Raw genomic sequence first — 15,007 nt, forward strand, 5'->3', positions numbered from 1 at the left:
TTACTCTTTATTAACATAAAGTAATTTTATTTTTTATCTTTTGAAAATGTATTGCTAATTTCTTCACCGCGATTTTGAAGGTTTTCAATATGCGATTGTAACTTTTCAATATTAGGATTAATATCTGATTTAAAGTCACCAATTAATGTTTTGAACTCATCACCAATTTCACTACCGTATTGAACGCCATCATCTTTGACTTGTTTACTATAATCGATAATATTATGGAAACTACGTTTAATTGATTCAATTTCACGTTCTAATTCTGAGCGAGCACCAGTAGGAACGTTATCTCCTGTAGTATCTCCTTTGGTTACACCACGATCATCACGGTTCATCCATGAAACAGCAATACCACTTGCTACTCCGACACCAATACCAAATAATACGCGTGTTACTTTCATATTATATTCTCCTCACTTAATATGTCATCGTTTTAATAAGTTTAAAATTAAATGATTAATTATCATCTTAAATTTAATTTTTAAAAACTCAATTTAATTTTATATTACCCTTTAAAGGCATACAATATGCAGAATTATTCAAATTGAGCTTTAATTTGATCTGCAATCTCTTTTTTCTTATTATCATCAATCTCTTCTTCATGTGTATTCCATTTATAACCGAAACCATCAATATCATTTTCATAGCGTGGTAAGAAATGGAAATGAAGATGGAATACTGATTGATCAGCAAACTCGCCATTATTTTGAACAATGTTTAAACCATCAGGGTTAAACGCTTTTTTAATAGCATTTGCCACTTTAGGAATTGCAACACCAATATGTTTCATTGTTTCTTCATCTGTTTCAAAAATATTTGGAGACGCTTTTTTGGGGATTAATAAAGTATGACCTTTTGTTACTTGTGAAATATCTAAAAACGCATAAACATATTCATTTTCATATACTTTATAACTTGGAATTTCACCTGTTAAAATTTTGCCAAATACAGTTTCTGCCATTTGAATACACTCCTTATGCTTTAATTTATTCAATATTATATCATTACTATATTAAAATTTCGTTAGTAAGGTATAGCTAACTTTAGTAGTTGGACAATGATTTTGGTACAATGTAAGTCATGGAGGTGCCTTATGACAGTAAAAGTTGAACATCTAACAGGAGGTTACGGCAAACATCCTGTCATTGAAGATATTAATTTTGAATTAAAAGAGGGAGAAATCGTAGGCTTAATTGGGCTTAACGGTGCAGGTAAAAGTACAACAATCAAGCACATGTTAGGGTTATTAACGCCTATGGAAGGTACACTCTCTATTTCCGATACAAATATAACAAATGATATTGAAGTTTATCGCAGAAAATTATCATATATCCCAGAATCACCAGTGATTTATGAAGAACTGACATTAGAAGAACATATCGCTATGACAGCGATGGCATATCAAATCAGTGAGGAAGAGGCAATGAAACGTGCTCGTCCGTTACTTAAAACATTTAGATTAGAAAATGAACTTAAAGTATTCCCGAGTCACTTTTCAAAAGGGATGAAACAAAAAGTAATGATTATTTGTGCCTTTATTGTTAATCCAGAATTATATATCATTGATGAACCCTTCCTAGGGCTCGATCCTTTAGGTATACAATCTATGCTTGATTTAATGGTTGAGAAGAAGAATGAAGGACGTACAGTCTTAATGAGTACACATATTCTTGCAACGGCAGAACGTTATTGTGATCGCTTCATTATTCTAGATAAAGGTAAAGTTGTAGGCTTTGGCGATTTAGATCAACTACGAGAGCAAACAGGCTTACATTACCATACACTTGATGACATTTATATTCATGTCACACAAGGTGGGCAACCTACATGAATAAAACAGCAATAACATTATTTCAACAACGTCATAAAGCGATTCGCAAAGAAAAAAGCTATTACAATAAATTTATTTTTAATGGGCACTTTTCAGTGTTCTTACTTATCTTACTGGGTGCTTTCATCCTAGGCTATGGTCAATGGTTAAAACATATTCCATCGCACATCGATTATGCTCTATTTGCGAGTCTCATTTTAGCCATCACATCTATTTTTCCAATAAGAACATTTTTAAAAGATGCTGATCGTTTGTTTCTCTTACCATTTGAAAAGCACATGAAAGCGTATATGAGTTTGAGTTTACGATATAGCTATTTCAACCGCATCATCATTCAAATCGTTTTATTAATTGTGCTGTTTCCATTATTTTATAAACTCAATCATGGGTTAAACTTAGGCTATATACTTTTTATAGTTTTAGTACTTATCCATCCGTTTCTTGGCTTGTTGCTTAGATGGAAATGGTACCAATCACATTTATCAAGTTGGTCATTGAATATCATCTTATTTATTCTTAACGGGTTAGCATATTATCTTGTACTAGGCTATCAAATGTACTGGGGAATTATTTTTACCATTATATTGCTATTAGCGATTTTCTTACTTCCGAAAATGAAGCACAGCTACCTATTCCCGTGGGAACGTATGGTATTAATTGAAGAACGTCATCATACAAATTACTATAAATTCGTTAATATGTTTACTGACGTTAAGCATTTAAAAGAAACAGCAGTAAGAAGACAATATTTAGACTTCTTGTTACCAACGCCTAAAGGACAACGTTTTAGTTCAAAAAATATGTATTTATATTTATTTACGCGTAGTTTTGTGAGGGGAAGAGATGCATTTACAATCATCTTAAGATTAGTTGTGATTGCGCTTATCTTAATGATTTGGTTATCATTCCCAATTGTAACGGTAATTATTGGTAGCTTATTTATGTATATTATCTTGTTGCAAATGTCACAATTCTATACACAACAAGCATATGGTCTATGGCCTCAAGTTTGGCCGGTATCAGATGCAGAAGTAATTAAAGGATATGAGAAATTCTTATATCGTTTGATGATAATTATTGGAGTTATTTTCTCTATTACATTTATCATTATTTATCCGCAATACTTTATCTTTGCGATTGTTTTCTTTATAGTAGGCTGGCTTACAATTCGAAGTACAATCAAAAAATTACAATATCAGGAATCGCTATTAAAAGATTAAAAAAAGGTTGTCTTAAGTTAGTGAGAACTAAATCTCAATTAACTAAGACAACCTTTATTTATTTAAAACTAATCTTTAATTGGATATAAATATCTTTCAAAGTAACTAGAATGTTGTGCACTTGAACCAAAGTAGCGTCTTAACGCTTCTTTTGAAAAGTAATCTTTAAACGTTTCAGAATCTTTAAAGTCTTGATATGTTTGACGATTAGCAAAGCCAAAGTACACTTTATAAGTTGTGCCTTCCTCAGGTTTTAAGAAGCGGTAACTTTTAAAACCAGCGAAATTCTCTAATTTTAAATCTAAATTTTCAAGTTTTTTTTCTAATTGATATGAATGGTCATCTGATGTTGGAATGAATAATGCTGAATAAAAATGCTCATTACTTAATTCATTAATTTCAACGACTGTATCATAAACAGTTGGGTGCTTTAATATCGATTTATCTTCTGCTTCTTCAATAATGACAGAAGAGTCATCCGTAGAAAACAAAAATAAATTTCTTTCTGGATTATTTAATCGAATTTGATTTAAGTAACCGTAAGTCCCATAAGTTGTATATATTTTCATGATTCATACCTCCCTTAGTGCTTATATTATACGATTAAACAGAGATTGTTGCTATATCAATTATTTATATAATTTAATTATTTTGAAGTCAGAATAGACCTTATGAATGATAGTTTTGATTATATAAATTAGTTTATAATTACTGTTAAAAATAGTTTTATATTCATTGAATATATATACTAATGTGCTATGTCATTTTTATGACATTTAATGTAGTATAAACGATAAAATAACCGTGATATGATATTATAGATAAGAATGATTTTAATTTAGGAGGATATTATGGTGCATAATAAAAATAATACGATTTTACAAACAATTAAAGGTGAACAGACATCCCATACACCTGTATGGTTTATGCGCCAAGCTGGAAGATCGCAACCAGAATATCGCAAACTGAAAGAAAAATACTCATTATTTGAGATTACACATCAACCGGAATTATGTGCGTATGTTACACATTTGCCAGTAGATAACTATAACACTGATGCAGCAGTGCTATATAAAGATATAATGACGCCTCTTAAACCTATAGGGGTAGACGTTGAAATTAAATCGGGCATTGGTCCAGTGATTCATAATCCAATTAAATCAGTAAAAGATGTAGAAAAACTTACACAGATAGATCCAAAACGTGACGTTCCTTATGTATTGGAAACAATTAAAATCCTTACTCAAGAAAAATTAAATGTACCATTAATCGGTTTTACTGGTGCACCATTTACATTGGCTTCCTACATGATAGAAGGTGGACCTTCTAAAAATTATAATTTTACGAAAGCCATGATGTATGGGAATGAAGAAACGTGGTTTGCGTTAATGAATCATCTTGTAGAAATTTCTATTGATTACGTGGCAGCTCAAGTTGAAGCAGGCGCTGAATTAATTCAAATCTTTGATTCATGGGTAGGCGCGCTTAACGTTCAAGATTATCGCTATTATATTAAACCTTCTATGGAACAATTGATTAGTGGTATTAAATCACGTTATGATGTACCGGTTATTCTATTCGGTGTTGGAGCAAGTCACTTAATAAATGAATGGAATGATTTACCAATTGATGTATTAGGTTTAGATTGGCGTACATCAATCTCACAAGCGAATCAATTAGGTGTTAACAAAACACTTCAAGGTAATTTAGATCCATCTTTATTACTTGCCCCTTGGGAAGTTCTTGAAAAAAGAATTAAGAGTATTCTTGATGAAGGATTAGAAAGAGGTAAACATATCTTTAACTTGGGACATGGTGTATTTCCGGAAGTTCAACCAGATACACTTAAACGTGTGACACAATTTGTACATGACTACACACAGAAATAATAACTGTTAATAAAGAAATTTATTATTAAAGGGAAGGTTTTATATAATGACTAAGACAGTAGGTTTATTAGTTATGGCGTATGGTACACCATATAAAGAAAGTGATATTGAACCATATTACACAGATATTAGACACGGTAAAAGACCCACTGAAGAAGAACTTCAAGATTTGAAAAATCGTTATGAATTTATAGGAGGACTGTCTCCATTAGCTGGTACGACTGACCGTCAGGCGGAAGCATTAAGAGATGCTTTAAACGAAACATATGAAGATGTTGAATTTAAATTGTATTTAGGATTAAAGCACATTTCTCCATATATTGAAGAAGCCGTAGAAAAAATGAACAAAGATGGTATTGAAGAAGCGGTAACTGTAGTTTTAGCGCCTCATTATTCAAGCTTCTCAGTTGGTTCTTATAATACACGTGCGAAAGAAGAAGCGGATAAATATGGTATTAAACTTTATCATGTTGAACATTACTATCAACAGCCTAAATTCATTGAATATTGGACTAATAAAATAAATGAAACATTAGAACAAATTCCTAGTGAAGAACATGATGAAACTGTGTTAGTCGTATCTGCGCATAGTTTACCTAAGGGTCTTATTGAAAGAAACAATGATCCTTACCCTAATGAATTACAAGATACAATGAAACGCTTAGCATCTTCATCTAATATTTTACATGTGGCACAAGGTTGGCAATCTGAAGGGAATACAGGTACGCCGTGGTTAGGGCCTGATGTTCAAGATTTAACACGTACACTATACAACGAACATCATTATAAAAACTTCATCTATACACCAGTTGGTTTTGTATGTGAACATTTAGAAGTTTTATATGATAACGACTATGAATGTAAAGTGGTGTGTGATGAAATAGGGGCAAATTATTACCGTCCAGCGATGCCGGACACGCACCCATTATTTATTGGTGCAATTGTTGATGAAATAAAAACAGTTTTTTAATAAAGGAAGGGACTTAAAGTGAGTAAAAAAGTTGCAATTATAGGTGCTGGAATAACTGGGTTAGCTAGCGCATATTATTTTAAACATTATAAACCAGAAATTGATGTAACTATTTTTGAAGCAACTCAACGACCTGGTGGTAAAATCCAAACTTATCGCAAAGATGGCTATACAATTGAACTAGGACCAGAATCTTATTTAGGACGTAAAACGATTATGACAGACATTGCTAAAGATATTGGTTTGGAAAATGATTTAATCACTAACCAAACAGGTCAATCATACATTTTTGCAAAGAATAAACTTTATCCTATTCCTGGTGGCTCAATTATGGGCATTCCAACAGATATTAAACCATTTCTTAAAACACGATTAATCTCTCCGATTGGAAAGTTGAGAGCAGGTTTAGATTTATTTAAATCTCCAATCCAAATGGAAGATGATATTTCAGTAGGAGAATTCTTTAGACGACGTTTAGGTAATGAAATTCTTGAAAATTTAATCGAACCACTTATGGGTGGAATTTACGGTACGGACATAGATCATTTAAGTCTAATGAGTACGTTCCCTAATTTTAAAGAAAAAGAAGAAGAATTTGGCAGTTTAATTAAAGGGATGCAACATGAAAAGGAAGAGCGTATTAAACAACGTCAATTATATCCAGGTGCGCCTAAAGGCCAATTTAAGCAATTTAGACATGGATTAAGCTCTTTTATTGAAGCATTAGAACAAGATGTCACTTCTAAAGGCGTAACAATTCGTTACAATACGCCAGTCGAAGATATAAAGATTAATGAAGATAATTATGAAATGATTACCAATAGTGGAAGCGAACAATTTGATGGTCTTTTAGTGACCACACCTCATCACACTTTTATGAAATGGTTTAATCACGATCACGCATTTAATTACTTTAATTCAATGGATTCAACTACGGTAGCGACTGTTGTATTCGCATTTGATGAAAAGAATATCGAGAATACGTATGATGGCACAGGATTTGTAATTGCACGAACAAGTAATACAGATATTACTGCTTGTACATGGACGACAAAAAAATGGCCATTTACAACGCCAGAAGGTAAAGTATTGATACGTGCATATGTAGGTAAACCGGGTGATACCGTAGTAGATGATCATACAGATGAAGAAATAGCGATGATTGCGCGTCGTGATTTAAATAAAATGATGACATTTAAAGGCGACCCAGATTTTACTATTGTTAATCGTTTGCCGAAAAGTATGCCACAATATCACATCGGTCATATTAAACAAATTCGTGAAATTCAAAATCATGTGAGACAAACTTATAAAGGTCTACGCATTACTGGAGCACCTTTTGAAGCAGTAGGACTACCTGATTGTATCCAACAAGGTAAAAATGCTGTGGAAGAGCTTATAGATGAATTATAAATGTAAAATAATTGAACACTTTTTAGAGAATTAATATTTCTTTTTAAAGTGTTTTATTTTAAGGTATGTTTAAATAAAGTAAATTAACTATTATTTAATTGGAGGGGTAACAATGACGAATGTAATTATTGTTCATTCATGTCTAGGTGATTCTCATAATCATTGGTATGAGTGGCTACAACATAATTTAAAATTAGAAGGCTATGATGTTCAATTATTTAATATAGATAAAGACAATAATCATAATATTGATAAATGGGTAACAGCTATGAACAAGCAGATTATAATCTCTAGTTCTGATACATACTTTGTAACACATGGATTTGGTTCAATAGCAGCATTGAAGTATATTGAAGATTTAGATATTAATAAACCATTAGCCGGATTTTTTAGTATAGCCGGTTTTAAAGAAGATGCAAAAGATATAGATGAAAATATTAATATTGATCCAATAGATATTGATTATTCTAAAATTAAAAGTAAAATTAAACATTTCTATGGATTAGCATCTAAAACTGATCAATATGTTTCGTATAAAGAAACTGAGAAGTTACTTAAGACATTAGGTGGTCATATAAGAATAGTAGAAGAGGGTGGCCATTTTCTAGAAGAAGAGGGTTTCGTTTCATTTACTGAATTACAAGAAAGAATGCAAATGTATATGACTAAATAGTTTAAAGACTATCAAATAGATAGGTAAAATTTATTATTTTATAGAGGTCGGGACAAAAGTGATAAGGATTTGAGCAGCATCGATCGATGAATGAAATAACTTTTCAAATTTTGTTAAGGTGGGAGTTTATTCCTAAATCATGTTGATTGTATACTTACTTTTTGAAAATTTTTATGTCTAGCCCCCGTTGCCGAAACTTGTGCATTTAGTTATTCTAAAGCACAAGTTCGTTTTATCACACAATTTCTAAAGATAGTTTTCAAGAGATAAATATATATTTATTGCGTTAAATAGGGGGGCTTAATATCCAATTCGTATATTTAATTAAAATTTTCTAAGTGTAGCGTTTTTTTACACAAAATACTTTGTAATTGTTATTGACTATAAAGGCTATAGTATATATACTAATAAAGTATTCAAAAAAGCGGTGCTTAAAAAATAATTATCGCATAAATATATAAAGCTTAAATTAATTAAATGTAAAAATTAATTTAAAAAAGTATTGACACTACTAAGGCTTAAATGATATACTAATAAAGTACTTGATTTTAAGGAAATAAATAATATTAGCGCGGGATGGAGCAGTTCGGTAGCTCGTCGGGCTCATAACCCGAAGGTCGGTGGTTCAAATCCGCCTCCCGCAATACATAATTTAGTAGGTCTCGTAGTGTAGCGGTTAACACGCCTGCCTGTCACGCAGGAGATCGCGGGTTCGATTCCCGTCGAGACCGCCATTACTTTCTTATCATGGTTCAGTAGCTCAGTTGGTAGAGCAATGGATTGAAGCTCCATGTGTCGGCAGTTCGACTCTGTCCTGAACCATTTACACTTTGGCGGTTGTGGCGAAGTGGTTAACGCATCGGATTGTGGTTCCGACACTCGAGGGTTCGATTCCCTTCAACCGCCCCATAATCGTTTACTAAGCGGGTGTAGTTTAATGGCAAAACCTCAGCCTTCCAAGCTGATGTTGTGGGTTCGATTCCCATCACCCGCTCCATTATTAACATTATTCCACAGTAGCTCAGTGGTAGAGCTATCGGCTGTTAACCGATCGGTCGTAGGTTCGAATCCTACCTGTGGAGCCATGGCTCCTTGGTCAAGCGGTTAAGACACCGCCCTTTCACGGCGGTAACACGGGTTCGAGTCCCGTAGGAGTCATTCAAACAGAAGTGAAATATCGCTTCTGTTTTTTTATTTATTTAATTTTATATTTTGGGAAGTTGTCCGAGTCTGGCCGAAGGAGCACGCCTGGAAAGTGTGTAAACGCCACAAGCGTTTCAAGGGTTCGAATCCCTTACTTCCCGTTAACAAACCCTTATATCAAGGGATTTAGACCTATCAAGTGTCAAAAATGTGTCATGAAAATAATTCTCTGACCTTTTGACCTTGCTCTTTTTTATGTTCTTCAAGTAAATGAGTATAAGTATCGAGTGTTTGCGAAATAGTTGCATGCCCTAATCTCTTGCTTATATATTCAATAGAAATTCCTTTTGATAATAAATAAGATGTATGTGTATGTCTAAGAGAATAGGGTGTTACATTATCATCTTCTAAACCAATAATTTTTTTAGTGTGGTTAAAAGATTTAGCCACTGCGTTATGACTTAAGCTAAATAACTTTCCATCAATTCTACGCGGCAATTTAGATAGTTTTGAGTTAATCATCAAAATATCTTTAGGATTAACTTCTACGTTTCTTTTTGAATTTTTCGTTTTAGTTCCAGGCAAATGAACAATACCATTTGATTTATTTAAATCGTTATATGTCATGCCAATTAAATCACTGTATCGCGCACCAGTAATAGCCATCAAGTATAAAAAGATATAACTTTGATCGTTTCTACTTTTGAAATAATCTAGCATAGCCAGATAATGGGTGATAGACATAAATTTAAATCTTTCATTCTTAGCTTCCACAGTTCCTTTTGCAATCACATTATAAGTTACATCTTTTTTTAAATAGCCATCATACACTGCATCTTTAAGTGCTTGTTTTAAACAGTTATTCACTTTCCTAACCGTTTCATCTGTTCGACCTTTACCGTAATTATTTAGAAACTTTTGATATTCAGAGCGTTTGATATTTTTTACTAACATATTTTCCCCGAAAAATTCTTCAAATAAATCTAATGATCGCTTATACCAATAATATTGACGTGACGATAATTCACTTTTCTTTTTCATTATTAGCCATTCTTCATAATACGAAGAAAATGTTTTATTATTTTCTAAGGCGTTACCATCTTCCAAATCTCTAATCAATTGTTGTGCTGCATTTGTTGCCTCTGCTTTCGTTTTGAAACCAGATTTACGCTTTTTACCTGATTTAAAACTAGGATGTTTCACGTCATATTGCCAACTTGTCGAGTTTTTGTTTTTTCGTTTTGTTACTGTAAAAGATGCCATTTTTTTACCATTCCTCTCTAAAAATTGCAAAAAATAATAAGGGTAGACGTGCTACCCAATTATTTATTGTTCAGTTGCATCAATATATGTTTGTCCGTTATTATCTTGCTTTTCAACACCTACTGGAACATCGCTTTTGCCAAATGCAGACGGGTGGCCACCTGAGTGTTCTTGTGCCACTTGTTCCATTTGACTTTCATCATGAGTAGTTGGCTTTGTTTTATTCCACTCATCGATATCTGCTTGTGTCATGCTAGTATTTTGTTGAGTTGTATTCTGCTGATTAGATTGTTTTTGATTAGATGCAACTTGTGTCTTTTTAGGCATTGCGCTATTACTATTTTCTGTTTTATTTGCAACTGCATCATCAGATTTAATAGCGCTATCATTATTTGTGTTATCATTTGTGTTTTCGTCAGAATTGCTCGCTTGATTATTAAGGTCGTCAGTTGCAGAATAATCAACAGTTTTTAATTTAGTTATATCTATCTTTTTGGTGCCTAACTTTTCGCCACCAACGCCTTTTGTAAACGTCAGAATAACTTCATTATTATTTTTTAATTGATAAGTAGATAAACCTTTGACTGTTTTGCCTTTTTTGATTGTGTCGTCGTTATGGTCTGTCCAGTCTTTATATTTGCCTCCTTTAACGATAGTCATTCCGGTATCTAAGGTGCTAACAGTGTTATCATCATCTTGTTTAACTTCAACGCCTGCACTCCAAACGTTACCAGGAGTTATCGCATCGTCATCTGTTTTGTTTTTAACCTCATATTTAAACGCTATTTCTTTGTTACCACTTTCTTTGTCATTAACGATAAAAGTATCTTTAATTTTTAGCACAGCTTGATCTAAAACCAATGTATCATTGGTAAATTGTGGTTTATTCTCGTCAACAGATTTAGATTGCGTTGAACTATTATTGCTGCATGCACCTAATACAAATAAACTAGCCAATAAAATAAATAAAACCTTTTTCATTCTACATTTCTCCCTTTATTTTATATTTTGCTATATTTAAAAACTCTCAATGGCTCAAAGGTAATAGAATAATTGCCGTAGTGAGTTCCAATACCATATTTATTTTTATAATGTTCCAGTATCTCTACTATGTACTTTTCACTTAATTGAACATAATCAGCCAATTCATATAAGCTACTTACACCATAGTTATGTGCCTCCACGATAATGCGTAAGGGGAGTGCTGCCTCGTACCCGTGACGCCTAGCGTAGTTTTCAAATTTGCGATTTATGTCTTTAGATTGATCTAAAATATTCCCATATGTAAGTTTGTGATGTGCGAGTTCTTCGTAGAGAACTTCGGCTTTGCGTGTTTCGGATAGGTTGCGTTTAATTAGAATTAAATCGCCTAACCATAAACCGTGTAAGTCATTAGGCATAACATCTGTTTCTCTGACTTCTATATAGTCATGCTCTATTAACATTTTTTCATATAACCCCATAAAAACACCCTTTATTTACGTTTACTTCTTATAAAATCAGCATAATCTAAAACTCGTTGCCATTCGTCATCAGTTAATTCACCCTCAAGATGAGCTGCACGATGTAGTGGTTGTTCATGTTGTTGTTCACTTTTATCAAAACCAAGTAAATATTCTGTACTGATACTAAGTGCTTTTGCAAAATCTTCTGAACGATTTAATGGAAATTCTCTAGTTAAATTTAAATAACGTGATACAGCAGATTTAGCAACTCCAACACGACGAGCCAATTCACTAAGTGACATATCTTGTTCTTTCATAGCTGATTTAATTATTGTGATTATTTCATCATTATTTCTCATTTTAAGTATCTCCTGAATAAATATATTGTTCTTTCATGTGAACAATTAGATTATATCATCGTTCCCAAATGAATACAATATATAGGTAGAAAAAACTTTTTTGAATTTTTATAAGTAAAAAGTGTTGACTAACGGGAACGACACATGTTAAGTTATATACAGTTCTCAAACGAGAACGAACGGAGGTGACAACATGGTACTCAACTTAAAAAGATTGAGAGCAGAAAGAATAGCTTGTGGAATAACGCAAGATGAGATGGCGCACAAAATGGGGTGGAAAACAAGAACTCCATACGCTAAAAGGGAAAATGGCATTGTAGATATTGGAGCAAATGAGTTTATTAAAATGGCCAAAATATTAGGTTATGAAACAAACAATTTGGATATTTTTTTTACTCAAGATGTTCCCGAAAAAGAACGACAAACAAATTAATAAAAGAGGTGGATTAATTGAATGAACTACAACTTAGTAACGACCTAACAACGATTGAAACTGAAATTAAGAGTTATCAAAATATCGCTGGTCAATCTATTTTTGAGATTGGTCGAAGATTGAAACACGTTAAAGAGAATGACTTAGCACATGGAGAGTTTGGTAAGTGGTTAGAAAAAGTAAATTTAAACCAACGTGTAGCACAACAGATGATTAAGATTTACGATACTCCAGAATTGAAAACGAGGATGTCCTCGAATTTAGGAATGCAAGCATTATACGAAATCGCAACTCTTCCCGAACCAGAACGCACCAAAGAGCACACAACATCAAGTGGAGAAACAAAAACACCTGATGAGATGACAGTTCGAGAATTACGTGAATTGAAGAAACAACTCAAGCAACGTGACGAACAAAACGCCCAACTCCAATCACAAGTCAAACAAGCGCAACGTTCAGAAGAAATTGCCAAGAAACAACTAGAAAACGCAGAAAACAGAGAGCCAGAGGTAATCGAGAAATATATTGAACCAGAAGATTACCAACAAACGAAAGATGCACTCAATCAATCAAGACACCAACAAAAATTGATTGAACAACGTAACGAAAAATTAGAAAAAGACATTAAAGAAATGGAGCAACGTAGAGATGAAATAAGTGAGAAATCGCAGAAATATGATGAATTAAATAAAGCTATTAACGATATGAATGCGAAATTGAATGATGGGCAACAAAGGTTAAAAGCACAAAAAGAAATTTATGATTTGGTCAAAGGTAGTGAGAAAGTCATTCGAGAAGTAGCGCCACTTTGTTATCTGGCTTTTTCAAAAGATATTATCGACAACGATTATGCAAGAAAACCTATTGAAAAAATTATTGAAGATTTAAGCGACATGGCAAACAGATTAAAAAAACAACTTAAACAAGGAGATGTTATAGATGTCTAATCAAGTAATGGAATTAAGAAGAAGCCAAATGGAAAACATGGTAACACAAGCGAATTCAATTTTACAAATGTACGACGAAATTGTAGAAACAAAAAATGAAATTAGAGAAACAAAAGCAGATATTGCTCATACAAAAGATGAACTTTTATCTTTATACAAAGAAATAAAAAAAGAATTTGAAGATTTCAAAAACACAGTACCTTTAACTGGGCCACAAGCAGATAGATTATACGCAGTTTGTACGAGAAAAGGTCACCAACTCACTAAACAATATTTTGGAGAAGAAGTGTCTCAAGAGTTGTATTCTAAAAAGTTTGGTCATCTTGTGAAAGGTGTTTACACAGCTATTAGAAAGAAATTTGAAGTTAATAAATACAATCAAGTAAAACGTGTGGAATGTGAAGTTGCTATTGCGTTTACAGAAACTTTGACTTTAAGTGATTTACCTAAAAATTATTTAAGACTTACAGACCATCAAATTGATGTTGCTGAAAGACATGGAGATTTTGAAATTTTAAAAAGACTCGCTTAACCCACAATCGAACAAACAACTTAAAGGAGGATAACAAATGCAAGACTTAAAAAAATTACATGAGATAGCGATCAAAATTTTCGAATTAGCAGAAAAAGAAAAATGGAGCGAAGAGGAATTGCTAACGACAATAGACCTCTTACATCTCCAAAATAAAAATACATTGTCTTTAACTGTTGATGGTAAAAAAATTATTTAGGATTTTTTGTATTCATATCAACATCAAAAGTTAAAGAGCTTTCATCAACCAAAATTAATCGGTGACTTGAACGTATATCAATATTATTGCCGTCAACTTGGATTGTTACGACCAAACCATTTTCGTAAGCTAATCGAACACCTTTGCTACCATCTACAAATTCACATGGTGTTTCTTCAAACTTACCGGCATTTCTAACATTGATACTAAAGTTATAGCTAGTTTTCAACCTTATCACCACACACTATCGCAGTAGCGATAACCAAATTATACACGAAAGGAGTGATTTTAATGGAATGCATCGGCTTTGCAGACGTAAAAGAGTTTGTGAAAATTAGCGGTTTATCGAAAGACGACTTTGAAAAGAAAATAGCTTCAAATAAAGGTTTTCAACAAGAATGTATGTATCGATTTGAAGGTAGTCGTAAACGTTATATCAAAGTCAGAAAAGCAATCGACTATATCGAGAATAATTTGATGGTTAACGAAGCTAGTTTATGAGGAGATGATATCCATGTCGACCAAAGACAAAACAATACTAATCACTGGATTAGCATTTAACACAATATTTTTTGCATCTATCATGATTAATATATTCATCACTGACGCAGCAGGAATAGCGTTATTTACATCACTTGCAACATACATCTTTTTTGACAGTTATTTTTACAAATAAAAAGACTGATA

General features: G+C 32.7%; 20 protein-coding genes and 8 tRNA genes. 20 read left to right on the top strand and 8 right to left on the bottom strand.

Features of this window, described 5'->3' with window-relative positions:
• Positions 1-26 precede the first annotated feature (26 nt).
• The gene (locus MT340_RS05090) at positions 27-404 is read right to left on the bottom strand and encodes a YtxH domain-containing protein (RefSeq protein WP_243589029.1); all 378 of its coding nucleotides are present in this window, start codon (positions 402-404) and stop codon (positions 27-29) included.
• A 134-nt stretch (positions 405-538) separates the two neighbouring features.
• Positions 539-964: an HIT family protein gene (locus MT340_RS05095; protein ID WP_243589030.1), complete on the bottom strand. Its 426-nt coding sequence runs from the start codon at positions 962-964 to the stop codon at positions 539-541.
• 132 nt (positions 965-1,096) lie between these two features.
• Between MT340_RS05095 and ecsA the strand changes: the two genes are divergently transcribed.
• Both ecsA and ecsB read left to right on the top strand, forming a co-directional pair.
• Positions 1,097-1,834: an ABC transporter ATP-binding protein EcsA gene (gene ecsA, locus MT340_RS05100; protein WP_243589031.1), complete on the top strand. Its 738-nt coding sequence runs from the start codon at positions 1,097-1,099 to the stop codon at positions 1,832-1,834.
• On the top strand, positions 1,831-3,054 hold the full coding sequence (gene ecsB / locus MT340_RS05105) for an ABC transporter permease EcsB (protein ID WP_243589032.1): 1,224 nt from the start codon (positions 1,831-1,833) through the stop codon (positions 3,052-3,054). Before ecsA ends, ecsB begins: the two co-directional genes overlap by 4 nt.
• A gap of 68 nt (positions 3,055-3,122) precedes the next feature.
• On the opposite strand, the gene MT340_RS05110 is transcribed toward ecsB, so the two are convergent.
• Positions 3,123-3,623 (bottom strand): antibiotic biosynthesis monooxygenase, encoded by a 501-nt coding sequence (locus MT340_RS05110; RefSeq protein ID WP_243589033.1) that lies wholly within the window; start codon positions 3,621-3,623, stop codon positions 3,123-3,125.
• Between the two features lie 282 nt (positions 3,624-3,905).
• Between MT340_RS05110 and hemE the strand changes: the two genes are divergently transcribed.
• From hemE to MT340_RS05170, 12 genes are all read left to right on the top strand, one after another.
• Positions 3,906-4,943 carry a uroporphyrinogen decarboxylase gene (gene hemE / locus MT340_RS05115; protein ID WP_243603617.1) on the top strand — a complete coding sequence of 346 codons (1,038 nt, stop codon included), beginning with the start codon at positions 3,906-3,908 and terminating at the stop codon, positions 4,941-4,943.
• A gap of 46 nt (positions 4,944-4,989) precedes the next feature.
• The gene (gene hemH / locus MT340_RS05120; RefSeq protein ID WP_243603618.1) at positions 4,990-5,913 is read left to right on the top strand and encodes a ferrochelatase; all 924 of its coding nucleotides are present in this window, start codon (positions 4,990-4,992) and stop codon (positions 5,911-5,913) included.
• A gap of 18 nt (positions 5,914-5,931) precedes the next feature.
• Positions 5,932-7,326 (top strand): protoporphyrinogen oxidase, encoded by a 1,395-nt coding sequence (gene hemY, locus MT340_RS05125; protein ID WP_243589035.1) that lies wholly within the window; start codon positions 5,932-5,934, stop codon positions 7,324-7,326.
• A gap of 112 nt (positions 7,327-7,438) precedes the next feature.
• Positions 7,439-7,999 (top strand): RBBP9/YdeN family alpha/beta hydrolase, encoded by a 561-nt coding sequence (locus tag MT340_RS05130; RefSeq protein WP_243603619.1) that lies wholly within the window; start codon positions 7,439-7,441, stop codon positions 7,997-7,999.
• Positions 8,000-8,569: 570 nt separating this feature from the next.
• Positions 8,570-8,643: transfer RNA gene (locus MT340_RS05135), tRNA-Met, on the top strand.
• Positions 8,644-8,657: 14 nt separating this feature from the next.
• Positions 8,658-8,733: transfer RNA gene (locus tag MT340_RS05140), tRNA-Asp, on the top strand.
• Positions 8,734-8,748: 15 nt separating this feature from the next.
• Positions 8,749-8,821: transfer RNA gene (locus MT340_RS05145), tRNA-Phe, on the top strand.
• A gap of 11 nt (positions 8,822-8,832) precedes the next feature.
• Positions 8,833-8,908 (top strand) — tRNA-His (locus tag MT340_RS05150).
• Positions 8,909-8,922: 14 nt separating this feature from the next.
• A tRNA-Gly gene (locus MT340_RS05155) sits at positions 8,923-8,996 on the top strand.
• A gap of 13 nt (positions 8,997-9,009) precedes the next feature.
• A tRNA-Asn gene (locus MT340_RS05160) sits at positions 9,010-9,084 on the top strand.
• Between the two features lies 1 nt (position 9,085).
• Positions 9,086-9,157 (top strand) — tRNA-Glu (locus MT340_RS05165).
• 56 nt (positions 9,158-9,213) lie between these two features.
• Positions 9,214-9,303, top strand: a tRNA-Ser gene (locus tag MT340_RS05170).
• A 52-nt stretch (positions 9,304-9,355) separates the two neighbouring features.
• Here MT340_RS05170 and MT340_RS05175 read toward each other — a convergent pair.
• The 4 genes from MT340_RS05175 to MT340_RS05190 form a co-directional block, all read right to left on the bottom strand.
• On the bottom strand, positions 9,356-10,405 hold the full coding sequence (locus MT340_RS05175) for a tyrosine-type recombinase/integrase (protein ID WP_243589037.1): 1,050 nt from the start codon (positions 10,403-10,405) through the stop codon (positions 9,356-9,358).
• Between the two features lie 63 nt (positions 10,406-10,468).
• Positions 10,469-11,386: a DUF5067 domain-containing protein gene (locus MT340_RS05180; protein WP_243589038.1), complete on the bottom strand. Its 918-nt coding sequence runs from the start codon at positions 11,384-11,386 to the stop codon at positions 10,469-10,471.
• A gap of 20 nt (positions 11,387-11,406) precedes the next feature.
• Positions 11,407-11,868, bottom strand: a complete 462-nt coding sequence (locus MT340_RS05185) for an ImmA/IrrE family metallo-endopeptidase (RefSeq protein WP_243589039.1) — start codon at positions 11,866-11,868, stop codon at positions 11,407-11,409.
• An 11-nt stretch (positions 11,869-11,879) separates the two neighbouring features.
• Positions 11,880-12,209 carry a helix-turn-helix domain-containing protein gene (locus tag MT340_RS05190; RefSeq protein WP_243589040.1) on the bottom strand — a complete coding sequence of 110 codons (330 nt, stop codon included), beginning with the start codon at positions 12,207-12,209 and terminating at the stop codon, positions 11,880-11,882.
• A 193-nt stretch (positions 12,210-12,402) separates the two neighbouring features.
• Between MT340_RS05190 and MT340_RS05195 the strand changes: the two genes are divergently transcribed.
• The 4 genes from MT340_RS05195 to MT340_RS05210 are packed head-to-tail and all read left to right on the top strand — an operon-like array spanning position 12,403 to position 14,320.
• The gene (locus MT340_RS05195) at positions 12,403-12,642 is read left to right on the top strand and encodes a helix-turn-helix domain-containing protein (protein WP_002484756.1); all 240 of its coding nucleotides are present in this window, start codon (positions 12,403-12,405) and stop codon (positions 12,640-12,642) included.
• A 17-nt stretch (positions 12,643-12,659) separates the two neighbouring features.
• Positions 12,660-13,589, top strand: coding sequence for a DUF3102 domain-containing protein (locus MT340_RS05200; RefSeq protein ID WP_243589041.1), 930 nt, complete (start codon positions 12,660-12,662; stop codon positions 13,587-13,589).
• A complete protein-coding gene (locus MT340_RS05205; protein WP_243589042.1) occupies positions 13,582-14,121 on the top strand; it encodes an ORF6C domain-containing protein in 540 nt (179 codons plus the stop codon). Before MT340_RS05200 ends, MT340_RS05205 begins: the two co-directional genes overlap by 8 nt.
• Positions 14,122-14,158: 37 nt before the next feature.
• The gene (locus tag MT340_RS05210; RefSeq protein ID WP_012991008.1) at positions 14,159-14,320 is read left to right on the top strand and encodes a hypothetical protein; all 162 of its coding nucleotides are present in this window, start codon (positions 14,159-14,161) and stop codon (positions 14,318-14,320) included.
• Here MT340_RS05210 and MT340_RS05215 read toward each other — a convergent pair.
• The gene (locus tag MT340_RS05215) at positions 14,313-14,549 is read right to left on the bottom strand and encodes a hypothetical protein (RefSeq protein WP_279390482.1); all 237 of its coding nucleotides are present in this window, start codon (positions 14,547-14,549) and stop codon (positions 14,313-14,315) included. The two genes, MT340_RS05210 and MT340_RS05215, sit on opposite strands and share 8 nt — an antisense overlap.
• A 62-nt stretch (positions 14,550-14,611) precedes the next feature.
• Here MT340_RS05215 and MT340_RS05220 point away from each other — a divergent pair, with 62 nt between their 5' ends.
• Both MT340_RS05220 and MT340_RS05225 read left to right on the top strand, forming a co-directional pair.
• Complete coding sequence (locus MT340_RS05220; RefSeq protein WP_243589044.1) at positions 14,612-14,821, top strand: hypothetical protein; 210 nt, start codon at positions 14,612-14,614, stop codon at positions 14,819-14,821.
• 13 nt (positions 14,822-14,834) lie between these two features.
• Positions 14,835-14,996, top strand: a complete 162-nt coding sequence (locus MT340_RS05225; protein ID WP_243589045.1) for a DUF1270 family protein — start codon at positions 14,835-14,837, stop codon at positions 14,994-14,996.
• Positions 14,997-15,007 lie beyond the last annotated feature (11 nt).

The sequence above is a fragment of the Staphylococcus sp. NRL 16/872 genome, from assembly GCF_022815905.2.
Taxonomy (GTDB): domain Bacteria; phylum Bacillota; class Bacilli; order Staphylococcales; family Staphylococcaceae; genus Staphylococcus.

What these genes read in the sequence shown, in the direction of transcription:
- MT340_RS05090 (WP_243589029.1), bottom strand. Translation starts at nt 404, where the DNA reads ATGAAAGTAACACGCGTATTATTTGGTATTGGTGTCGGAGTAGCAAGT.
- MT340_RS05095 (WP_243589030.1), bottom strand. Translation starts at nt 964, where the DNA reads ATGGCAGAAACTGTATTTGGCAAAATTTTAACAGGTGAAATTCCAAGT.
- ecsA (WP_243589031.1), top strand. Translation starts at nt 1,097, where the DNA reads ATGACAGTAAAAGTTGAACATCTAACAGGAGGTTACGGCAAACATCCT.
- ecsB (WP_243589032.1), top strand. Translation starts at nt 1,831, where the DNA reads ATGAATAAAACAGCAATAACATTATTTCAACAACGTCATAAAGCGATT.
- MT340_RS05110 (WP_243589033.1), bottom strand. Translation starts at nt 3,623, where the DNA reads ATGAAAATATATACAACTTATGGGACTTACGGTTACTTAAATCAAATT.
- hemE (WP_243603617.1), top strand. Translation starts at nt 3,906, where the DNA reads ATGGTGCATAATAAAAATAATACGATTTTACAAACAATTAAAGGTGAA.
- hemH (WP_243603618.1), top strand. Translation starts at nt 4,990, where the DNA reads ATGACTAAGACAGTAGGTTTATTAGTTATGGCGTATGGTACACCATAT.
- MT340_RS05130 (WP_243603619.1), top strand. Translation starts at nt 7,439, where the DNA reads ATGACGAATGTAATTATTGTTCATTCATGTCTAGGTGATTCTCATAAT.
- MT340_RS05175 (WP_243589037.1), bottom strand. Translation starts at nt 10,405, where the DNA reads ATGGCATCTTTTACAGTAACAAAACGAAAAAACAAAAACTCGACAAGT.
- MT340_RS05180 (WP_243589038.1), bottom strand. Translation starts at nt 11,386, where the DNA reads ATGAAAAAGGTTTTATTTATTTTATTGGCTAGTTTATTTGTATTAGGT.
- MT340_RS05185 (WP_243589039.1), bottom strand. Translation starts at nt 11,868, where the DNA reads ATGGGGTTATATGAAAAAATGTTAATAGAGCATGACTATATAGAAGTC.
- MT340_RS05190 (WP_243589040.1), bottom strand. Translation starts at nt 12,209, where the DNA reads ATGAGAAATAATGATGAAATAATCACAATAATTAAATCAGCTATGAAA.
- MT340_RS05195 (WP_002484756.1), top strand. Translation starts at nt 12,403, where the DNA reads ATGGTACTCAACTTAAAAAGATTGAGAGCAGAAAGAATAGCTTGTGGA.
- MT340_RS05205 (WP_243589042.1), top strand. Translation starts at nt 13,582, where the DNA reads ATGTCTAATCAAGTAATGGAATTAAGAAGAAGCCAAATGGAAAACATG.
- MT340_RS05210 (WP_012991008.1), top strand. Translation starts at nt 14,159, where the DNA reads ATGCAAGACTTAAAAAAATTACATGAGATAGCGATCAAAATTTTCGAA.
- MT340_RS05220 (WP_243589044.1), top strand. Translation starts at nt 14,612, where the DNA reads ATGGAATGCATCGGCTTTGCAGACGTAAAAGAGTTTGTGAAAATTAGC.
- MT340_RS05225 (WP_243589045.1), top strand. Translation starts at nt 14,835, where the DNA reads ATGTCGACCAAAGACAAAACAATACTAATCACTGGATTAGCATTTAAC.